Here is a 20052-nt window from a genome sequence, read left to right on the forward strand (position 1 = left end):
CTATCCACCCAGTTATACGATCGCCCTGGATTTTCAGGGCTGATACTCGATTGCGCACTCGAACGCCTCGTTGGCCGGCGAAGCGCCGTTCAGGCCTCGCGGGTCGCCCGAATCTCGCTTGCGAGTCGGTCGAGGACGGGGGCGGTCCGATCGATATCGGGCAGGGTGAGAAAGCCGTGGATCTGATCGGGTTCGTGCAGTCGCGAGAGGTCCACGCCGTCGGCGCGCAGGCGATCGCCGTACGCCAGGCCGCCGTCACGCAACGGATCGAACCCCGCGGTGAGGACGGTTGCGGGTGCGACCCCAGAGAGATCGCACGCGGCCATCGGGTCGGCGTAGGGGTTCTGGAGGACGATGTCGCTGCCGTAGTAGGCCTCACCGAACCACTCCAGGGCCGCCTCGGTCAACATCAAGCCGGTGTGATCGCGACGCGAGGGGTGGTCGGTGGCGTGATCGACGCCCGGGTAGAGCAGGACCTGACGGTCGATGTCGGGCCCGTTGGCGGTGGCCGCCCAGTACGCCACGACGGCGGCGAGATTGCCGCCGGCGCTGTCGCCCGCGACCACCAGCGGCCCCTCGGCCCGATCGGCGGCCCACTGGGTCGCGTCGATGGCGTCCTCGACGGCCGCGGGGAACGGGTTCTCGGGTGCACGCCGGTAGCCCACCGAGTGGACCGTCCACCCCGTCGCGCGGCACACCTGGCGGCAGAGCCGATCGTAGGTCGTGATCGATCCGAGGACGAACCCGCCGCCGTGAAAGAACACGACGGTGCCGGGCGGGTCGTCCGCCGCGGACGCGTTCGTCCGGTCGCCGTCCGCGGGGTCGTCGGCCTCGCCACCATCGTCCGCGCCGCGCTCGCTGGACCCGGCCAGCGCTATCGGAGCCCCAGCGGGCGGCCGATAGCTCCGGACCGCAATCGCGCCGTCCCGCCCCGCAATCGTCCGGTCGGTGACGCCACCGACCGCCGGCCCGTCCCGCGATCGCGCTCCGAGCCACTCGGCCGCGCGGATGAGTCGCGGGCGCTGCCAGGCGAGCAGTCGGCCCCGGACCGCGGCGGTCTCTCTGAGGGTTTCCATCGTCTGGTCGTCGACCGACGCGGCTTCGAGCGGATCGGGCCAGTCGTCGGGCGGGGCGTCGCGGGCCCCACTCATTCGTTCATCGCGGCGACGACGTCGTCGGTCGCCGACCGCCAGGCGGTGAGGAGTCGGTCCTCGAAGCCGTCCTCCTCGGTCGGCGCGTCGGGCACCGCCCCGTCGTCGTCCAGCGCCGCGACCGTCCGGCGGACGCCCTCTTCGAAGCCGATGGTGTACCGAAAGCCCAGGTCGCGTCGCGCCTTCGAATCGTCGAAAACGGTGCTGTACTGGAAGTGATCGCGGAGCATCTCGGTCCGATCGGGCGCGACCTCTCGAAGCACGTCCGTCGGTACGTGGACCAGGTCTGGATCGGGCGCGTCGAGTGCCGTCGCGACGCGCTGGTGGTACTGGTTCCAGGTGATCGTCTCCGCGCTCGTGACGTGATACGTCTCGCCGTAGGCGATCCGATTGCCGACCGCGCCGACGTACGCCCGCGCGACGTCGTCGCGATGGCAGGGGCCCCAGAGGCTGGTGCCGTCGCCGTGGACGACGATCGGATCGCCCCGCCGGATCCGCCCGACGTAGTACGGGTCGGTGCCGAACGTGTGGAGGACGGGCCCGCCCTCGCCGTAGGTCGACCAGGGGCGGATCACCGTCGCCGCGAACGCGTCGCCGTGGGCGTCCATGATCGCGTCCTCGGCGGCGATCTTGCCCGCCGCGTAGTCGGTGACAGGCGCCCGCGTCGCGGACTCGTCGATCGGGTTCCGCTCGGGCGGGCGCTCGTAGACGTCGACCGTGCTCGTGAGGATGTACTGCTCGATGCCCTCGAAGGCGTCGATCGCCGTCTCGGCGTGCTCGCGATCGAAACACAGCATGTCGATCGCCACGTCGACAGAGATGTCGTCGACCGCCTCGGTGAACGCGTCCGGATCGTACCGGTCGGCGGTGACCCGATTCACCGTCGAGGGGAGCGCGACGCTTGTCTCGCCGCGATTCAGGATCGTGACGTTGTGTCCGGCGGCGACGAGTTGGCGTGTGATGCCCGTCGAGATGACGCCGGTCCCGCCGATGACGAGGACGTCCATGGGAAGTCGGCGTGGCGGATCGGCAAAACGGTTGTCCCTGCCGAGTTTCGACGCCCCTAAGCCGCGAGCCCCCTGGGATCCGGTATGCTCGTGGAGACGCTCGTCGTGGCGTTCTGGGCGCTCCTGCCGGCGTACGTGCCCAACAACGCCGCATCGCTGTTCGGCGGCGGGCCACCGATCGACGGCGAGCGCACGCTCGGCGGCCGGCGCGTGCTGGGCGACGGCAAGACCTGGCGTGGCCTCGCGGCCGGTCTCCTCGCCGGCGTCGCGCTCGCGATCGTGCTCTCGGAACTCGCGCCGATGCTCGCGCCCGCCGTCCCCGTCGTCGATGCGCTGCCGCGATTCTCGCGTGGTGCGGCGTTCGGGTTGGCGGGCGGTGCGATGGCCGGCGACATGGCGGCGTCGTTCGTGAAACGCCGGCTGGATCGGGACCGCGGCCAGGCGACGCCCGGCCTCGATCAACTCGATTTCGTCGTCGGGGCGCTCGTCCTCGCGGCCGTCCTCGACCCCGCCTGGGTCGGGGAGTGGATCACGCTGCCGGTGCTCGCGGTCGCGCTCGTGGTGACGCCCGTGCTCCACGTCGGGGTGAACGCCGCGGGCTACGCCGCCGGCCTGACCAAAGAGCCCTACTGATCGCGGTCGAATCGGCCCCGCCCCGACCGCGCGCTTTTTGAGGGTTCGTCCGCGAGCATCGCCAATGCAAACACGCGGGCAGGAACTCCACCTTCTCACGCGACCCTCGGCGCTGGCCCGGACGCAGGCCGCGAGCGTCCGATCGGCGCTGGAGGCCGCCGGGCATTCGGTCACCGTCGAGACGGTCGAAAGCGACGGCGATCGGGTCGACGAACTGATCGACGAGTTCGGACAGACGGGCGCGTTCGTCCGCGAACTCGACGAGCGCGTCATCGCGGGCGAGGCCGACGCCGCCGTCCACTCGCTGAAAGACGTGCCCACCGACGTGCCCGAGGAGTTGGTGATCGCGGGCGTCCCCGAGCGCGGGCCCGCGGGCGACGTGCTCGTCACGACGGCCATCGAGGGGGTGGACGGCGCGGCGGGGCTCGAAGACCTCCCCGAGCACGCGACCGTCGGGACCGGGAGTCGCCGCCGGCGCGCGCAGGTGCTCGCCGCGCGCGAGGACTGTGCGATCGCGCCGATCCGGGGCAACGTCGACACGCGGGTCGAGAAGCTGATCGCCGGGCCGCTCCAGGACCGCCGGGCCGAGATCCGCGCGGCTGCCGGCGACGATGGCGACGAGACTTCGGGCGAGGACCTCGACGCGTGGCTGGAATCCCGATCGCCGTTGGAACGCGACGCGCTCGACCGCGACCTGGACCGGCGCTACGGCGCGCTCGTTCTCGCCCGCGCGGGCCTCGATCGATTGACGCTCGCGGCCCCGATCACCGTCACCGACCTCCCGACGGAGTCGTTCGTCCCTGCACCCTGTCAGGGTGCGCTCGGGGTGAGTGCGCGCGAGGACGGCCCCGTCGCGGCGATCAACGACGCCGTCGATCACGCGCCCACCCGCGTCGCGACGACCGTCGAGCGGACGGTGCTCGCGGCACTCGGCGGTGGCTGTATCACGCCGATCGGCGTCCACGCGACGCTGCGTGGCGAAGTCGTCCAGGCACGCGTCCGGGTCATCGGCCCCGACGGTGAGGAGGTCGCGGCCGCGCGTGACCTGCCGGTCGCGTCGCACGCCGACGCGGCCCGATCGTTCGCGTCGGACCTCGTCGAGCGCGGGGCCAGCGACCTCGTCGAGGCGTCGGAGGGAGCGTCGTGACCGCCGACCGATCCGGCGTCGGCACGGTCCACCTCGTGGGCAGCGGGCCGGGCGATCCCGAACTGCTCACGCTGAAGGCTCGTCGACTGATCGATTCGGCGGACGTGGTGATGCACGACGCCTTGCCCGGCCCGGAGATCATCGCGACGATCCCCGAGGAGGCAGCCGAAGACGTCGGCAAGCGCGCGAACGGCGAGCGGACGCCCCAGTCCGAGATCGACGACCGCATCGTCGCCCACGCCGAGGCGGGCCGCGAGGTCGTCCGCCTCAAGGGCGGCGATCCGACGGTGTTCGGGCGCGCCGGTGCCGAGTTGTCGACCTGCATCGCGGCGAAGATTCCCGTCGAGGTCGTCCCCGGCGTCACCTCCGCGATCGCTGGCCCCGCGCTCGCGGGGATTCCCGTCACGCATCGCGATCACGCCTCCTCGGTGACGGTCGTCACGGGCCACGAAGCGCCCGACGCGGATGCGCCGCCGATCGACTGGGAAGCGCTCGCCCAGTCGGGCGGCACCATCGTCGTGCTCATGGGCGTCGGGTCGCTCGACGAGTACACCGCCGCCCTCGCCGACGGTGGCCTTGACCCCTCGACGCCGGTCGCGCTGATCGAGCGGGCGTCCTGGCCGGACCAGCGCGCCGTCACGGGCACGCTCGAGACGATCGTCGGCGTGCGCGATCGCGAGGGCGTCGAACCGCCGGCCGTGACTGTGATCGGTGACGTCGTCGAGGCGATCGAGTCATGAGGCCTCGCGTCGCGATCTTCCGCCCCGACGACGGCCGTCTCGAAGCCACGGCCGATCGGATTCGCGCCCACGACTGCGAGCCAGTCTGCGATCCGATGCTCGCCGTCGAGCCGACGGGCGCGACTCCGCCCGCCGCCGATCTCGTGGTCGTCACGAGCGTGACTGGCGCGCGATTGCTCGACGAGGCGGACTGGCCAGCGGACGCACCGATCGCCGCGATCGGCCCCGCGACCGCCGACGCGCTCCGCGCGCACGGCTATCGGGTCGATGTCGTCCCCGGGACGTACTCCTCGGCGGGTCTCGTGACGGCGCTGGCCGACCGCGTCGCGGGCGACCGGGTCGTGCTCGCCCGTAGCGACCGGGGGAGCGGGGTCCTGCCCGAGGGGCTTCGCGACGCCGGCGCGACGGTCGAGGAGACGGTGCTGTACGAGTTGGTCCGGCCGGCGGAGGCGGGCGAATCGGTCGCGATGGCCGCCGATGGCGCACTCGATGGCGCACTCTTTACCGCGTCGATGACCGTCCAGAATTTCGTCGCGATCGCGCGCGACCGTGACGTGCTTGATGCGGTCCGCGAGGGCCTCGCGGACGCGGTCGTCGGGGCGATCGGAGAGCCGACCGCGCGGGCGGCCCGCGAGGCCGGCCTGAGCGTCGACGTCGTTCCGAGCGAGGCGGATGCTGACGCGCTCGCGGATGCGGTGTGTGACCGACTCCGCGAGTGAGTCGGTAACGCCGGCCGCGACCCAAACACCCGTCCGATCGGCCTGCGATCCGAGCGTATGGGAGACGACCGCCTCGCGGTCTGGTGTGCGGGCGAGGAGTGGTGTCCAGTCACCGCGACCGCGACCGTCATCGGCAAGAAGTGGCATCCGGCGATCGTCCACCGCCTGCTCGCGGCCGAACCGCTCGGGTTCAACGCGCTCCAGGCGGAAGTCGGCGGCATCTCCGGGAAGGTGCTCTCGGAGGCCCTCGAAGATCTCGAAGAGAAACGCATCGTCGAGCGCCGCGTCGTCGAGCAGAAACCCGTCCGCGTCGAGTACTCGCTGACCGATCTGGGTCGGTCGCTCGAACCGGTCGTCGCCGCGATGGGCGAGTGGGGGACCCGTCACCTCGAAGACGCCGCCGACCCGGAGAACGCCGTCGAAGCGGTGACCGACCGGTAACCGAGTTACCAGTCAGTTAGCGTATACTTTTGTGGCCGCCGGTCGACGCTCCCACGAGGTCATCACGATGGCGACCGAACAGGCGACCGGACGAGAGGTACAGAACGCGAACCTTCGCGCGTGGCTCGCGGGCGCTGCCGGCGGCGTCGTTGGCAGTCTCGGCTTCGGCGCGATCATGTACGCGATCATGGCACCACCGTTGCTCACGATGGCGATCCCGGCGATGTACGGCATCGCGGGCCCGGCCCCCGCGATCGGGTGGGTCATCCACGTCTTTCATGGCGTGACGCTCGCGATCGCGTACGTCGCGATCGTCAGTTTCAGCCCGCTCGACGCGCTCGCCCGGCGACTCGACGGCGCGATCGGCCTCGGAATCGCCTACGGCGTACTGACGACGATCGGTCTCGCCGTCGTCGTGATGCCGCTGTGGCTCTCGGCGGTCGGCTTCGCCGGGGCCCCGGCGTTCCCGAACGTCTCGGTTCCGGGAACACTCTATTCGACGCTCGGCCACGTCGTCTACGCGATCCCGGTCGCGGTCGCGTACGCGCTGGTCACCGAGTAGGGTCGGTCTGGCCGGCCGTCGGCCGACGGAAGTCGTCGACTGTCTCCAGGCGTGTATCTGGCTGACTGGTGCGATCCTCGGACGGTAACGCGTCGATCCGACGACTTTAGTGGCACCGCCGCGCAAGCCGCGCGTATGCAGGTACTCGTCGTGGGAGCGGGGGCGATGGGCCGGTGGTTCGGCCACTGTCTCCGCGCCCACGACTCCTCGTTCGACATCCGGGTCTTCGACGCCGATCCAGCGGCGGCCCAGGCCGCCGCCGAGGCCCTCTCGGCCGGCGTCGACGACGGCGGGCCGGTCGATCTGGTCTGTGTCGCCGTGCCGATCCCCGTCACGGCGGAGGCGATCGCCGCGCACGCCGACCGCGCTCGCGACGCGGTGATCGACCTCGCGGGCGTGATGGCCGACCCGCTCGATGCGATGGCCGACGCCGCGCCGGACCTGGAGCGCGCGAGCTTTCACCCACTCTTTGCGCCGGCGAACGCCCCGGGGACGGTCGCCGCGTGCGTGGCTCACCCGGGCCCGACGATCGATCGCGTTCGCGCGGCGATGGCCGATCGTGGGAACACGGTCTTCGAGACCGACGCCGCGACCCACGACGACGCGATGGCGACGGTGCAGGCCAGTGCCCACGCCGCCGTCCTCGCCTTCGGCCTCGCCGCCGAGTCGGTCGATTCGCGGTTCCACACGCCTGTCTCGCGGAGCCTCTTCGACGCGCTGGAGGCCGTCACCGGCGGGGAAGCCCGCGTGTACGCCGACATCCAGGCGACCTTTCCGGGGGCGGATCGCGTTGCCGACGCCGCCGCGCGGATCGCTGACGCCGATCGCGACGCTTTCGACGAGTGCTATCGCGAGGCGAGCGAGGCGCTCGACCGATGAACGCCGACCGGCGCGCACAGGTGCGCGACGCCGCGAAGTATCTTCGTGCGGTCCGCCCGCTCGATCCCGCAGAACTCGCGACCTACGTCGAGGGCCAGCCCCATCCCGCGGCGGTCCGACAGGTGCTTCGCGAGTCCGCGGTCGCACTGGGGGTTCGCGAGCGCGAGGACGGCACGTTCGTCCCCGTCGACGACGAACCGATCGCCCCGCCCGATCGGCCAATTACGGTCCCCGAGGACCGCCTGCGCGCGATCGAAGACTGCCTCGTCGAGACCTTCGGCCCGGACTGGCACCGCGGGGAATCGGGCGTTCGGCTTCGGGAGCGCATTCACGACCTCAAGGCGGCCTATCTCGCCGGCGATTCGGTCACGTACGACCGGACGACGGCGCTCGCGTACGCGATCTACCACTTCCCGGCGAGTTACGCGAGTACCGCTCATTTGATCGATCAGGTGCTGACCGAGCAGTTGCTCGACGCCCCACTCAGGATCTGTGAGATCGGTGCGGGCGTCGGTGGGCCGCTCTGTGCTGTGCTCGACCGACTCGGCCCCGCCGTGCCCGTCCGGTACGACGCCGTCGAGCCCTCTGCGGCGGCCGAGGTCTGTGCGGATCTGGTCGGTGACGGCCCACGCAACGCCCAGATCGAGATCCACCGAGAGCGTGCCGAGACGTTCGATCCCGGCGAGTACGACCTGGTGCTCGCCGCGCGCGTCGCGAACGAACTCGCGGACCCCGCGACGACGCTCGAACGGTACGCCGACGCGCTCGCCGCCGACGGGACGTTCGCACTCGTCGCGCCCGCCGACCGCGAGACGGCGATCGGACTCCGTCGTGTCGAGCGCGCCCTTGCCGACCGACTGACGGTGTACGCCCCGACGGTCCGCCTCTGGCCAGACCACCACCCGTCGAGTCGGTGCTGGTCGTTCGACCGTAAGCCACCGATCGATCTGCCGGCGATCCAGCGCAAACTCGCCGCCGCGGCCGACGATCCCGAGACGATCCACAACACCCGTGTGCAGTACGCCCCGTCGATCCTCCGGGCCGACGACCGCCGACGATACGACGTTTCGCTCGACCCCGACCGGACGCCGCCGCTCGCGACGACCGCCGAGCGGGTCACCGATCGGATCGACGCGGTGGCAATCAAGCTGAGCTGTGACCTGGGAGCGGACGACGCTGAGGCCAACCCGCAGTTCCTGATCGGTGACGGCAGCGAACGCCGCGATCACGTCGCCGTGCTCGTCCGGGAGACGACGCTCAACGACGCGCTCGACCGGGCGGTGTACGGCGATTGTCTCCACTTCGAGAACGCGCTCGTCCTCGAGAACAGGGATCAGGACGCGTACAATCTCGTGATCGACGACGCGGCCATCGTCGACCGAATCGCTCGGGTGCCGACCCCGCCGGCTGTCGACTCAGCGGTCGAGTGACCGATCGAGGCGGGCGGCGAGCGCCCACCCGCCGACCGGGAGCATCGCCGCGGCGGCCAGGCGGGGATCGAGGGTGAGGACGGCGGCGAGTCCCGCGAGCGCCGTGGCCGCCCCGACGATCACGCGCGGGCCGGGCCGAAATCGCTCGATGACCGCCAGGAGGGCCACAGCGATGGCGATCCCCGCGAGCACGTCCACCAGGTAGTGGACGCCGAGCACGAGTCGCGTCGTCGCGATCAGGCCCACGAGGCCCGCCGCGACGACCGCGCGCTGGCGGGCCGTCCCCAGCGTCACGCGCCGCGCGAGCGCGCCGTAGACGAGTGTCGCGCCGATGGCGTGTCCGCTCGGGAACCCGAAGCCGTCGGCGTGAGCCATCGTGTCGATGGCTCCCCGACCGACCGGGCCGAGCCACTCTGGGCCGGTGGGCGATCCGATCGGCGGTCGAGGGAGGCCGAACGCGGCCTTCAACAGCGTCGTCAGCGCGTAGCCCCCGATCACGAGCGCGAGAACGGCGATGGGGTCCGATCGCTCGCGAACGATCGGCCGGCGGCGATCGACGATCCAGACGGCGACCGTCAGCGCGATCAGCCACCAGACGTCACCCAACTGGGTGAGCAGTGCTGCGCCGACGCGGATTGGGTCGGGAAGCCCCGCGAGCAGGTCGACGAGACCGACGCGTCGGGTCACGTCGGTCGTTCGATGACGATCCTCAAAAAACCGTCCGCCAGCGACCGATCACGCGCAGTCGGTCGTGGCGCGGTCACCGGCCCTCGTTGCGCCGGAGCGAGGTGACGTGGTCCAAAGCGGCCTGCATGTCCGCGACGGTGAGTGCGGGGAAGTTCTTCTCGTAGTGATAGTATTCGGCGTACGAGGCGTTCCAGATCGGGAACCCGGAGAGGCACTCGCGGCGCGGATTGTCGCCGGTCCGGACGACGTAGTCGATGTCGGTCGAGAGGTCGAGCGCCGCGGCGAACTCGTCGGCCGAGACGGGCGGGTCGACCGGCGCCGAGCCGTCAGCGATGGCGTTCGCGGCGTTCACGATGTCGGCTGTGCCCGTATACGAGAGCAAGACGTTGATCGTGACCTCCTCGCCGGTGAAGTGGTCGGCCACCCGGTCCATCGCCGCGCGGGTCGAGGCGGGCATCGTCTCCGGGGCCGTCGAGAGCCATCGAACGTCGAAGCGCGTCCCGGGGAACTCGTCGATGACCTCGTCGGCGTACGCTTCGAGCATGTCGTAGAGAATGACGAGTTCCTCCTCGTCGCGACGGAGGTTCTCCTCGGAGAGTGCGTACACCGTCAGTTCGTCGATCATCTCGACCTCGTCGCTGCACCGATCGGTCAGACTGTCCAGATCGCGGATAATCTCGTCGAGCAGGTTCTTCGCCTGGAGATAGGCTCGACGATCCGAAATCCCCCGTTCGTCGGCGTAGCGCCGGTGGCCGTCCGGAATCAGCCCGAGATGCATACCTGTCTTACGCGCTGGATCGGGTGAAAAGCGTTCTGAATCGTCGAACTGGGCCTGTGAGCCACATCGAATCGCCCACTCGAATGGGCCATCGGTCGCCCGACCGGACCCACTGGATATATGATGGTCGACACAGGACTGTTCGATATGTTCAGCGAAGCACTGGAATACCCTCTCGAAGGTGACGACTACACGCCACTGTTGATCGGATCGGTCCTGGCTTTCTTTTCGTGGCTGGTGATCCCCGCGATCATTCTCAACGGATACTACCTGTCGGTCATCAGAACCTCCTACGACGGGCAGCGGTCGCCACCGCAGTTCGAGGAGTGGGGTGACCTGTTCCTGACGGGGCTCGTCGGGGCGATCATCTCGATCGTGTACGTGTTCGTTCCGACCGTCGTCTTCGTCGCCATATTCGTCCTCACCGGTGGGACGGGCGTCCTGCTCGGTGGTGACGCCGGCCTGGCGTCGTTCCTCGGCGGTGTCCTGATCGCCCTGCTCGTTTCGGGTGTCCTCTATCTCGTGGTGTGGTACGTCCTGCCGGCGGCACTGGCGAACTACGCCCGCACGGACTCCATCGTCGCGGCGTTCAGCCCCGGTCAACTGAAGACGATCCTGCTGAACGGCGACTACGCGAAAGCGTGGGTGATCGCACTCGTGATCGGCCTCCTGGGCGGCTTCGTGATGGGATTCGTCAACGGCCTGTTCGGAATCGTCCCCATCCTCGGCAACATCGTCGCGCTCGTCATCACGATTCCGATAAGCGTCTTCATCGGCATGGCGATCAATCACCTCTACGGCATCGCCGTGGCGAAGGCGATCTGATCGGGACGCGGTGGAGTCCGGTCGGTCGGCCCGCTGTGAGCGTGTCACGGCTGTGACCCGCTCGTCGAGTGGCGCTGGACCTTTGTACGATTCACCCGTTGAGACGGCATGACTGACGGCCCACAGATCTTGCTCACGAACGACGACGGCATCGACGCGACGGGGCTCCAGGTGCTTCGCGATGCGCTCACCGACGTCGGATCGGTCACCGTCGTCGCTCCGGCCGACGATCGCAGTGCCGTCGGGCGGTCGATGTCCGACACCGTCCGGATTCACGAGCGCGAGCACGGCTACGCCGTCGACGGCACGCCCGCGGACTGCGTGGTCGCGGGCCTGGCCTCACTCGCGCCGGAGACCGACCTCGTCGTCTCGGGGGTCAACGGCGGCGCGAACCTCGGGGCGTACACGCTCGGGCGGTCGGGAACCGTCGGTGCGGCGGTCGAGGCGGCCTTCTGGAACCGGCCGGCGATCGCCGCCTCGATGTACATCCCCGTCGGTGAGGACCTCTCGGCGGCCGCAGTCACGACCGATCCCGCGGCGTATCGCGAGGCCGTCCGGGCGACACGATTTCTCGTCGAGAACGCCGTCGAGGCGGGCGTGTTCGACCGGGCGGGCTACCTCAACGTCAACGCCCCGATGGCCGACGGCGACCCCGCGGGAATGCGGGTGACGCGCCCCTCGACGGTCTACGACATGGACGCGGTGCGGGACGGGTCAGACCTCTCTTTGAAAGATCGCATCTGGGAGCGCATGGCCGACGACGACGTGCCCGACCCCGAAGACACCGATCGGCGGGCGATCATGGACGGGGCGGTGAGCGTCTCGCCGCTGACCGCGCCGCACACGACCGAACACCACGACGCACTCGACGCGCTGGCCACCGATTACGACTCTTCGGCCTGATTGCCGTTGCCGTCGGCGTCGGTCTCGGCCGATCGTGGCGACCCGCCGTCAGTGGCGTCGACGACGCGCTTGCCCGCCTCCTGGGGGATCACCCGGCGATCGGCGTCTGCGAAGCGCCGGTCGAGTTCGCGGCCCTCGAACAACCGATCGAGAAAGACCGCGAGCGCGGCGATTTCGGAGTGGGGCTGGCTGGTCACCGCGACGTTGTGGTCGGCGTGGTCGTACACCTGGCGCGGCACTTTCCCGCCGCCGACGACGACCAGGAGGGGTCGCTCGCGCTGGCCCGACCGGATATCGGGGACCACGTCTGCGACGGGTTCGCCGTACATCGTGAGGTGGACGACCCGACCGTCGAACCGCCCGATTCGCCGGATCGGGTCGTCGGGGACCGAGACCTCGAACGGGCCACCGAACCGGTCGGTGATGTCCTCGACGGTCGCTCGTCGGCCCGCGGCGGCGGGTTCGAGCCACAGCGCGTCCGCGCCGAGCGCCCGCGCGGTCAGGCCGACGTGGGTGGTGGTGCGCTCGTCACGCCCGGGCCGGTGACCGATCCGGCAGACGACGACCCGCTCGCCCGGTAGCGACCCCCCATCGGACATGCTACAGGGCGTCCTCGATCGCTGCAGTCACTCGTTTCGCCCCGTAGCCGGACAACGCCTCACCGTCGACGAAGATGGTCGGCGTCTGGGTGACGCCGCGGTCCTGGCCGCTCGATTTGTCGGCGTCGATCGTCGCCGCGTAGCGGCCCTCGCTGGCGGCCGCTTTGATCGTCTCGGGATCGGCTCCGACCTCTTCTGCGAGGCTGCCGTACAGCGACGGCCCGAGATCGCTATACCCTTCGAACAGCCCCTCTGCGACCGTCCAGAACGCCGCGTCTCCGAGTTCGTACTGGACGGCCCGGGCGGCGTTGGCCGCCGGCCGAGACTGATCGGAGACGGGGATGGGGAAGTCGTGGTGTTCGTATCGGATCCGTTCGTTCTCGACGAACTGGCTGACGCCGTTCGGATACGACTGCATGGCGTAGCGCGCACAGTGTGGACACCGAAAGTCGGAGTAGACCGCGACCGTGACGTCGGCCTCGGGGTCACCGCGGACCGGGGTCGACAGTTCCGCCTCGCTGGTGCTGTCGCCACACCCGGCGAGGGCCGCAGCGCCCGCGGCGGCGACGCCCCCGACGAACCGGCGTCGTGTCGGATTCGTATTTCGCATACAGACTGGTGGTACCCGGCCGACATAAACGACGCCATCGAAGGCCAGGGTTTTGGGCTGGCCGCCGGTAGTCGACGCGTGCAGATCGTCGGGTATCGCGCGCGGACGGACGAACCGGCGGCGCTCGCTCTCGCGAGTGAGGGGGCGGTCGATCGCGTTCCACTCGCTCCGGGGGCCGACCTGGCGTACACGCTCGGCCCCCGCCGGTGTGCCGGTCGAGTCGAGGGCGACCGCCACGAGTCCTGTGACCGCTCGGCGGCCCCGTACTGCGATCGCCACACCGACCGCTGGCCCTGCGCCCGGTGTACGGGTGACTGTGCGCTCCCGCTCGAATCCTGTCGGGAACCACATGCGATCTACCTGGCGGCGTTCGCGCCCGACGAATTCAAGGTGGGCGTCACCCGCGACTGGCGACTGGAGACACGCCTGCGCGAGCAGGGGGCCGATCGGGCCGCTCACCTTCGGACGGTCGCGGACGGCCGACGGGCCCGACAGATCGAGGCCCAGATCGCAGAGCGGATCGGAGACAGCGTCCGCGTCGCGACGAAAATCGATGGCCTCCACCGATCGGTCGACCCCGACGCCTGGGAGACCCTCCTCGCGGCGTTCGACCACGAGGCGACGTACGCGTTCGAGTACGGTGTCGATCTGGACCACCGCCCGATCCGCGAGACCGTCGCGACCGGGACCGTCCGGGCGACCAAAGGCCGGGTCGCGCTTCTCGCAGCGGGCCCGACGACCGTCGCGGTCGACCTGCGTGATCTGGTCGGCCACGAGGTGACCGCGGAACGATCGGATCGTCGCCGCCAGGCCGCCCTCGGCGCCTTCGAGTGACGCCGTCGGCGGTCCGACCGCGAACATCGAGGGAGAAAACACTTACCGGATCACCGAGCATCATCACTCGTGAAACGTGAACGATATCTCGCGGCCGGCGTGGCTGGCCTCTGCGTGCTGGCGCTGGTGGCGCTGTTGGTCGTCCCGGGGGCGATCGCTGAGGAGACCGAACCGTCGAGTTACCTCTCGATCACGGAGGTGGGCGTCGATCCGGTCGAGGCGTCGGGCAACGCCGCGACGTTCTCGTTTCCCGTCGCGGTGAGCCACGGCGGTGGCCCCGCCGAGAACGTGACCGCGCGGGTGCGGGCGATCGACGACGCGAGCGGCCTGATCGCGGCCGAGACGACCATCGCGATCGACAACGTGACCGGTGATCGCGAACGCACGGCACGGCCGACGCTGACCGTCGAGCGATCGGGTGATTACACCGTGACGGTCGTGCTCTACGAGAACGGCCAGCGGGTCGGCCGCGAGTCCACACAGTTGCGCAACGTCGAGGGGCTCTCACCCTCTCCGATCGCGTTCAAACGATTCGACTCCGGCGTCCAGACCATCGAGACGTCGATCGGATCGACCGGTGGCGACCGGACGTCGTTCGACGTGGGCGTGCGCCTCTGGAACACGGGCACTGAATCGGCGGGCGACGTCTCGGTCGAACTCGTCGCTCGACAGTCGGATTCGAACGTCGTCGCTGACCGGACGACCGTGACGGTCGATACGATCGACTCCGGTGTGGCCGTTCGCCCGACCGGACGGCTGGAGGTCCCGTCCGGCTACGCCTATCGGATCGACGCGATCATCTCCCACGAGGGCGTCGTCGTGAGTTCAGCGACCTCCGTGGTGGATCTCGATCCCGAACGCGAACTGTCGAACGACACGACCTTCGAGGACGTCGAGTTCGAGGCCGAGGAGTTCGTCCGGGACGGCGGGACCGACGGCTCCGACGAGATGATCGAGGAGACGAGCACCGAGGAGGGCCCCGGATTCGGGGTCCTGGCGGCCCTGGCGGCACTCCTCGCGACAGCGGTTGCGATGCGACTTCGAGGTGATAATAGATGACAGATCACGACGCCGAGACCACGACCGACGCACCGTCCGCGAGCACTGCTGGGGCCGATTCGAGCGCCGCGAGCGCTGAGGCCGACACGACCGCCGCGAGCGCCACGACCGAACCGACCCCCGCGACCGCCGGGACGGATGCTGACGGGCTGTCGGGCGAGCGAGTCGTTCGTGCCATGGAGTACACCGCGCTCGCCGGCCTCTCCCTGCTCGCGGTGATCGCCGTCATCGGGGCGTACGTCAGTGCCAACGGCGCGATCAACGTCTGGGTCGGTGGCCGATTCCAACCGATCTTCCACACCGTCTTCAATCTGGTCGTGCTCGGAGTCGCCGGGATCGGCATCTCGCTGATCGTCCGCCGACGATTCGACGTGTAAGCGCCCGCCGAACGCGTCCGGACCGGGTCCGATCGCGCCGTCGCGTCGTCGGCAGAAAACAACTGTTATGCGGGCCGCAACTGACCACTCTCGTATGACGGTCATCGTAACGGACGCACTCGATTCGTCCGGCCAAGACCGCCTGCGTGACGCAGGCCACTCGATCGAGGTCGTGCCGGCCGGGGATCGCGCGGCGCTGATCGACGCGCTGCCCGGCGCGTCGGGACTCGTCGTCGGTGCCGACCAGACGGTCGACGCCGACGTGATCGACGCGTCCGACGCGCTCGCCGTGATCGGCGTGCTCGGCGTCGACGTGACGAACGTGGACGTCGAGGCCGCCACCGATCGGGGCGTGCTCGTCACGACCGCGCCACGAGCGTCGGTCCGGGCGGTCGCGGAGTTCGCCGTCGGGATGACGTTCGCGACGGCCCGAAAGATCCCCCAGGGCCACCGTCGTCTGCGGGGTGGCGAGTGGGCCAAAGGCCCGATCATCGGCCACGAACTCGACGGCAAGACGCTCGGCGTCCTCGGTCTCGACGAGGTCGGCCAGGAGATCGCGAGTCGCCTCGCCGGTCTCGACATGGACGTGATCGCCTTCGATCCGGGCGCGGACGACGACCAGGCCCGCCGGATCGGCGCGACACTCGTCGACGACCTGGCGACGGTGCTGGAGACGGCGGACATCCTCTCCGTCCACGAGGGTCGCGGCGAGATTCCGGCACTCGACGCCGACGACTTCGACGCGCTCGCGGGTGGCTATCTCGTCGACGTGACCGGCGGGGCGGCGATCGACGAACCCGCACTCGCTGATGCCGTCGACGACGGCGTGCTCGAAGGCGCGGCGCTCGACGCCTTCGAGACGACACCGCTGCCCGCGGACAGCCCGCTGCGTGAGGTCGAAAACGTCATCACGACGCCCGAACTCGCGACCGAGGCGCGCCCCGCGCCGACGGGCGCGGCCCGGCGTATCGCGGAGACGGTCGTCGACGCGCTCGCCGGCGAGCGCGTCCCGCAGGCGCTCAACACGCCATCGATCCCCGAAGACCGGTATCCGACCGTCGAACCGTACGCCGATCTGGCCGAGACGGCCGGCCGGATCGCCGTCCAGTTGCTCGCGGAGTCGGCCGACGGGATCACCATCTCCTTTGCGGGGCCCGTGGCCGACGAAGAGATCGACATCGCCGCCGTGGCTGGCCTGACGGGCGCACTCGACGCGCTGGGGTACGACGCGACCGACGCCAACGCCCACGCGGTGGCCGCCGACGCGGGCGTCGACGTCTCTGTCGAGACCGCGAGCGAGGCCCAGGACTTCCGGAATCTCGTGACCGTCACCGCGACGGCGGACGACGAGTCCGCGAGCGTCAGCGGGACGCAGTTTGCCGACGGCGAGAGCCGGATCGTCAGAATCGCGGACTATCGCGTCGAGATCGTGCCCTACGGCACGATGATGCTCGTCCACAACGACGACGCGCCGGGCGTGATCGGCACGATCGGGACGATCCTCGGTGAGCACGAGGTCAACATCGCGGGCATGTTCAACAGCCGCGAGACCGTCGGCGGCGACTCGCTGACGGTGTACAACCTCGACGAACGCCCCTCCGACGACCTGGTCAGTGAGATCCTCGCGGACGACCGCGTCGAGGACCTCGATCTGGTCTCGCTGGATCTCTGAGGGGGCTGTTAACTCCCCGGCGGACGCCGATTCGCCACGCTCGCCGCTCGAAAACACTGGATCGCTTTAGCGACGGAATCGGTCGTTCGAGGTCCCCCCCGGACCCCTGGTGTGGACTCGCTCGTCGCGATTTACTGGGCGGGCGGCGCGGTGACCTCACCCATCGACCGCTTGACCTGCAGGGCCGCACTCGCGGCCAGGCCGCGCGCGAACTCCTGGCGTTTCTCGGCGTCGATCTCGATACCGTCCTCCGGGTTGTACCCACCGCTGATGGGAGCGCCGACCGGTGGCTGGACGGCGACGGTCGCGAGCGGACCGTCAGAGCCGTCGGTCAACTCCGAGCCGACCACGAACTCGCCGGGCAAGAGGTCGCGAGTCGCGGCGGCGACGGATTCGATCTCGCGCCGAAGCCGATCCCGCTCGGCGGGCGAGAGCGTGACGTCGTCATCGTCTTCGAACGACACGTTTCCATACATCGGTTCTTCAAACGTACGCGAGAACCGCTTATAAGTCTCCCGCCCTGGGCGAACGACCGAGCAGGGAGTGGGCCCGCCCGACTGCCGCGAGCACGACCGCCGCGCCGACCGCCGATCCGGGGTCGGCCCGCGAAGTGACGACCGTCGGGTCGCCGTCCCAGTCGCGATCCGGCCGGATCGCCCGGGCGTGGGCGATGCCCTCGCGGACGCGTCGTTCGACCGCCGCGGGGTCCGGACCCTCCTCCTCGTAGAACACGCCCGCTCCCGAGGCGGTGCGGTCCCATCCGACCGCCGCGCCTACGGGCCGATCGGCGTCGGGCGCGACCGTGGCCGACGCGCGGACGACGCACAATCCGCCGCCGATCGGGCCGAGATCCGGGAGGCGCTCACAGCGCTCGATGGTCGCGTCGGGCGGCACGACAGACGAGAGGTCGATCAGATTGTAGTCGTGGGCGTCGACCGCCGCGAGCGCGTCGTCGAACGCGGCGGTGTGGGTCGGACCGCGCCCCGTCGCGGCGACCACCCTGATCGATGCCATACAGAGGGTGGGCGATCGGGCCCGGAAGCCGTTTCGGTTCGCCCCGGCAGGCCTAAGCCGCGAGCGGCCCTGGCCGGCCCATGCACGACTCGATGGACGCGCGGGGGCCGTCGTCCACGCCGCCGGAGGGCCCGTGATGTGCGGGATCGTCGCTGTCGTCGGCGCGGGCGATCGCACCCGCGAGATCGTCCTCGACGGCCTCGATCGCCTCGAATACCGGGGCTACGACTCGGCGGGCCTCGCGATCGGCGACGACACACTCCACGTCCGCCGTCGGGCGGGCCCGGTCGCCGACCCCCGCGCGGTCGCGGACGCGGTCCCCGCCGCTGGCTCCGTGGGGATCGGCCACACCCGCTGGAGCACGCACGGCCCGCCGACCGAGGCGAACGCCCACCCACAGGTGGACTGCACGGATCGGGTCGCGGTCGTCCACAACGGCGTGATCGAGAACGCCCCGACGCTCCGGCAAACGCTCGACGCCGCGGGCCATAGCATCGAGGGCGAGACCGACACGGCGGTCGTCCCACACCTGATCGAGGACGCTCTGGCCGAGGGCCACGACCCCACGGCGGCGGTCCGGGCCGCGACGGACCGCCTCGACGGGCAGTTCGCGTTCGTCGTCGCGATCGCCGGGTTCGAGGGCGTCGTCGGCGTGCGCCGTGGGTCGCCGCTGGTCGTCGGGATCGACGCCCCGCTCACGCTCGCGAGTGACGTGCCCGCGATCAGGCCCTTTACCGATCGGGTCTGTCATCTCGCGGACGGCGACGTGGTGTGTGTCCGGCCCGACGGCTACGCGATCACCGCGATCGACGGCACGCCGCGCGAGCGCCCGGTCGAGACCGTCGACTGGGAGTCGGGCGCGACCGGACTGGGCGCGTACGACTCGTATATGCGCAAGGAGATCGACGAGCAGCCACGCGTCCTCGGCCAGGCGCTCGCGGGTCGGATCGACGGCGACCGGGTCGACTCCGCGATCGACGGTGATCGCGTCACGCTCGACTCCGCGATCGACGACCCGAGCGAGGTGCTGCTCGTCGCGGCGGGGTCGAGCCACCGCGCCGCGAGTGTCGCCGCCCGACGATTCCGCGCGGCGAGCGTGCCCGCCCAGGCGGCGATCGCCAGCGAGGTCGCGACCGATCCGCCGCCGATCGACGACGCCCTCGTCGTCGCGGTCACCCAGAGCGGCGAGACCGCCGACACGCTCGCGGCGCTCGCGGCGGTCACGGACCGCGCTGCGACGACCGTCGCGGTGACGAACGCCCCGCATGCGTCGATTTCCCGGGCCGTCGATTTCACCCTGCCCGTGCGAGCGGGCCCGGAGGTCAGCGTCGCGGCGACCAAAAGCGTCACCGCGTCGCTGGTCACGCTCGAACTGCTCGTCCAGGCGGTGACCGGTCCCGAGCAGAGCGTCCTCGACGCGCTCCGCGCGCTCCCCGACCAGGTCCAGCACGTCCTCGCGGAGAGTGCGGCCGCGAGCGTCGCGCGCTCGCTCACCGACGGCGATTCGTACGTCTTCCTCGGGCGGGGCCTGCAGGTCCCGATCGCCAAAGAGGGCGCGCTCAAGACGACCGAACTCACGTACGCGCCCGCGCAGGGCTTTCCCGCCGGCGAGTTCAAACACGGCCCGCTCGCGCTCGTCAGCGAGTCGACGCCCGTGATCGCGCTCGTCACCGGCGACGGCGTTCACGCCGAAAAATGCGTGACGAACGTCCGTGAGATCGCGTCGCGTGGCGCACCGATCGTCGCGATCACCGACGGGCGCACCGACGCGGGCGACCCGAGCGTCGTTGATCACACCCTCTCGATCCCGGCGGCCCCACAGCCCGCGGCGGCGATCCTCGCGACCGTCCAGACCCAACTGCTGGCCTATCACCTCGCACGCGAACTGGACCGCCCGATCGACCGCCCCCGGCATCTCGCGAAAAGCGTCACCGTCGAGTGACTGCCGCCGGCCGGCGTCACCGTCGAGCGACTGCCGCCGGGCG

General features: G+C 70.2%; 23 protein-coding genes. 15 read left to right on the forward strand and 8 right to left on the reverse strand.

The window, feature by feature from the left end; genetic code table 11:
• Positions 1-89: 89 nt before the first annotated feature.
• Together HARCEL1_RS02245 and HARCEL1_RS02250 are read right to left on the reverse strand one after the other, a co-directional pair.
• Complete coding sequence (locus tag HARCEL1_RS02245; RefSeq protein ID WP_233357385.1) at positions 90-1151, reverse strand: alpha/beta hydrolase; 1062 nt, start codon at positions 1149-1151, stop codon at positions 90-92.
• Positions 1148-2158, reverse strand: coding sequence for an NAD-dependent epimerase/dehydratase family protein (locus tag HARCEL1_RS02250; protein ID WP_108380982.1), 1011 nt, complete (start codon positions 2156-2158; stop codon positions 1148-1150). Before HARCEL1_RS02250 ends, HARCEL1_RS02245 begins: the two co-directional genes overlap by 4 nt.
• Before the next feature lie 84 nt (positions 2159-2242).
• Between HARCEL1_RS02250 and HARCEL1_RS02255 the strand changes: the two genes are divergently transcribed.
• From HARCEL1_RS02255 to HARCEL1_RS02290, 8 genes are all read left to right on the forward strand, one after another.
• Positions 2243-2791, forward strand: a complete 549-nt coding sequence (locus HARCEL1_RS02255) for a CDP-2,3-bis-(O-geranylgeranyl)-sn-glycerol synthase (protein ID WP_108380983.1) — start codon at positions 2243-2245, stop codon at positions 2789-2791.
• 64 nt (positions 2792-2855) lie between these two features.
• Entirely contained in the window at positions 2856-3938 is a 1083-nt protein-coding gene (locus tag HARCEL1_RS02260) for a hydroxymethylbilane synthase (RefSeq protein WP_108380984.1), read from the forward strand.
• Complete coding sequence (cobA, locus tag HARCEL1_RS02265; protein ID WP_108380985.1) at positions 3935-4678, forward strand: uroporphyrinogen-III C-methyltransferase; 744 nt, start codon at positions 3935-3937, stop codon at positions 4676-4678. The genes HARCEL1_RS02260 and cobA overlap by 4 nt, the downstream gene beginning before the upstream one ends.
• Positions 4675-5397: a uroporphyrinogen-III synthase gene (locus HARCEL1_RS02270; protein ID WP_108380986.1), complete on the forward strand. Its 723-nt coding sequence runs from the start codon at positions 4675-4677 to the stop codon at positions 5395-5397. The genes cobA and HARCEL1_RS02270 overlap by 4 nt, the downstream gene beginning before the upstream one ends.
• Before the next feature lie 57 nt (positions 5398-5454).
• A complete protein-coding gene (locus tag HARCEL1_RS02275; protein ID WP_108380987.1) occupies positions 5455-5838 on the forward strand; it encodes a winged helix-turn-helix transcriptional regulator in 384 nt (127 codons plus the stop codon).
• A gap of 67 nt (positions 5839-5905) precedes the next feature.
• Complete coding sequence (locus HARCEL1_RS02280) at positions 5906-6400, forward strand: hypothetical protein (RefSeq protein WP_108384052.1); 495 nt, start codon at positions 5906-5908, stop codon at positions 6398-6400.
• 135 nt (positions 6401-6535) lie between these two features.
• Positions 6536-7279, forward strand: coding sequence for a prephenate dehydrogenase/arogenate dehydrogenase family protein (locus HARCEL1_RS02285; protein WP_108380988.1), 744 nt, complete (start codon positions 6536-6538; stop codon positions 7277-7279).
• Positions 7276-8709, forward strand: a complete 1434-nt coding sequence (locus HARCEL1_RS02290; RefSeq protein WP_108380989.1) for a methyltransferase domain-containing protein — start codon at positions 7276-7278, stop codon at positions 8707-8709. The genes HARCEL1_RS02285 and HARCEL1_RS02290 overlap by 4 nt, the downstream gene beginning before the upstream one ends.
• On the opposite strand, the gene HARCEL1_RS02295 is transcribed toward HARCEL1_RS02290, so the two are convergent.
• Together HARCEL1_RS02295 and HARCEL1_RS02300 are read right to left on the reverse strand one after the other, a co-directional pair.
• On the reverse strand, positions 8695-9396 hold the full coding sequence (locus HARCEL1_RS02295) for a phosphatase PAP2 family protein (RefSeq protein WP_108380990.1): 702 nt from the start codon (positions 9394-9396) through the stop codon (positions 8695-8697). The genes HARCEL1_RS02290 and HARCEL1_RS02295 overlap by 15 nt on opposite strands.
• A gap of 73 nt (positions 9397-9469) precedes the next feature.
• Positions 9470-10174 (reverse strand): undecaprenyl diphosphate synthase family protein, encoded by a 705-nt coding sequence (locus HARCEL1_RS02300; RefSeq protein WP_108380991.1) that lies wholly within the window; start codon positions 10172-10174, stop codon positions 9470-9472.
• 120 nt (positions 10175-10294) lie between these two features.
• Here HARCEL1_RS02300 and HARCEL1_RS02305 point away from each other — a divergent pair, with 120 nt between their 5' ends.
• Positions 10295-10999, forward strand: coding sequence for a DUF4013 domain-containing protein (locus HARCEL1_RS02305; RefSeq protein WP_108380992.1), 705 nt, complete (start codon positions 10295-10297; stop codon positions 10997-10999).
• 108 nt (positions 11000-11107) lie between these two features.
• On the forward strand, positions 11108-11902 hold the full coding sequence (gene surE / locus HARCEL1_RS02310) for a 5'/3'-nucleotidase SurE (RefSeq protein ID WP_108380993.1): 795 nt from the start codon (positions 11108-11110) through the stop codon (positions 11900-11902).
• Here surE and HARCEL1_RS02315 read toward each other — a convergent pair.
• Both HARCEL1_RS02315 and HARCEL1_RS02320 read right to left on the reverse strand, forming a co-directional pair.
• Positions 11884-12501, reverse strand: a complete 618-nt coding sequence (locus tag HARCEL1_RS02315) for a tRNA (cytidine(56)-2'-O)-methyltransferase (RefSeq protein WP_108380994.1) — start codon at positions 12499-12501, stop codon at positions 11884-11886. The two genes, surE and HARCEL1_RS02315, sit on opposite strands and share 19 nt — an antisense overlap.
• Position 12502: 1 nt before the next feature.
• Positions 12503-13111 (reverse strand): DsbA family protein, encoded by a 609-nt coding sequence (locus HARCEL1_RS02320; RefSeq protein ID WP_108380995.1) that lies wholly within the window; start codon positions 13109-13111, stop codon positions 12503-12505.
• A gap of 78 nt (positions 13112-13189) precedes the next feature.
• On the opposite strand from HARCEL1_RS02320, the gene HARCEL1_RS02325 reads away from it, so the two are divergent.
• The 4 genes from HARCEL1_RS02325 (at position 13190) to HARCEL1_RS02340 (ending at position 17053) form a co-directional block, all read left to right on the forward strand.
• A complete protein-coding gene (locus tag HARCEL1_RS02325; RefSeq protein ID WP_108380996.1) occupies positions 13190-13945 on the forward strand; it encodes a DUF2797 domain-containing protein in 756 nt (251 codons plus the stop codon).
• A 69-nt stretch (positions 13946-14014) separates the two neighbouring features.
• Complete coding sequence (locus HARCEL1_RS02330) at positions 14015-15004, forward strand: DUF7490 domain-containing protein (RefSeq protein WP_108380997.1); 990 nt, start codon at positions 14015-14017, stop codon at positions 15002-15004.
• Positions 15001-15381 (forward strand): hypothetical protein, encoded by a 381-nt coding sequence (locus tag HARCEL1_RS02335; RefSeq protein ID WP_108380998.1) that lies wholly within the window; start codon positions 15001-15003, stop codon positions 15379-15381. Before HARCEL1_RS02330 ends, HARCEL1_RS02335 begins: the two co-directional genes overlap by 4 nt.
• Positions 15382-15475: 94 nt before the next feature.
• The gene (locus HARCEL1_RS02340; protein ID WP_159076981.1) at positions 15476-17053 is read left to right on the forward strand and encodes an NAD(P)-dependent oxidoreductase; all 1578 of its coding nucleotides are present in this window, start codon (positions 15476-15478) and stop codon (positions 17051-17053) included.
• 131 nt (positions 17054-17184) lie between these two features.
• On the opposite strand, the gene HARCEL1_RS02345 is transcribed toward HARCEL1_RS02340, so the two are convergent.
• Together HARCEL1_RS02345 and HARCEL1_RS02350 are read right to left on the reverse strand one after the other, a co-directional pair.
• Complete coding sequence (locus HARCEL1_RS02345) at positions 17185-17529, reverse strand: DUF5811 family protein (protein WP_108381000.1); 345 nt, start codon at positions 17527-17529, stop codon at positions 17185-17187.
• 28 nt (positions 17530-17557) lie between these two features.
• Positions 17558-18067 (reverse strand): pyruvoyl-dependent arginine decarboxylase, encoded by a 510-nt coding sequence (locus HARCEL1_RS02350; protein WP_108381001.1) that lies wholly within the window; start codon positions 18065-18067, stop codon positions 17558-17560.
• A 136-nt stretch (positions 18068-18203) separates the two neighbouring features.
• Here HARCEL1_RS02350 and glmS point away from each other — a divergent pair, with 136 nt between their 5' ends.
• The gene (gene glmS, locus HARCEL1_RS02355) at positions 18204-20009 is read left to right on the forward strand and encodes a glutamine--fructose-6-phosphate transaminase (isomerizing) (RefSeq protein ID WP_108381002.1); all 1806 of its coding nucleotides are present in this window, start codon (positions 18204-18206) and stop codon (positions 20007-20009) included.
• Positions 20010-20052 lie beyond the last annotated feature (43 nt).

This window comes from Halococcoides cellulosivorans, from assembly GCF_003058365.1.
GTDB classification, from domain to species: domain Archaea; phylum Halobacteriota; class Halobacteria; order Halobacteriales; family Haloarculaceae; genus Halococcoides; species Halococcoides cellulosivorans.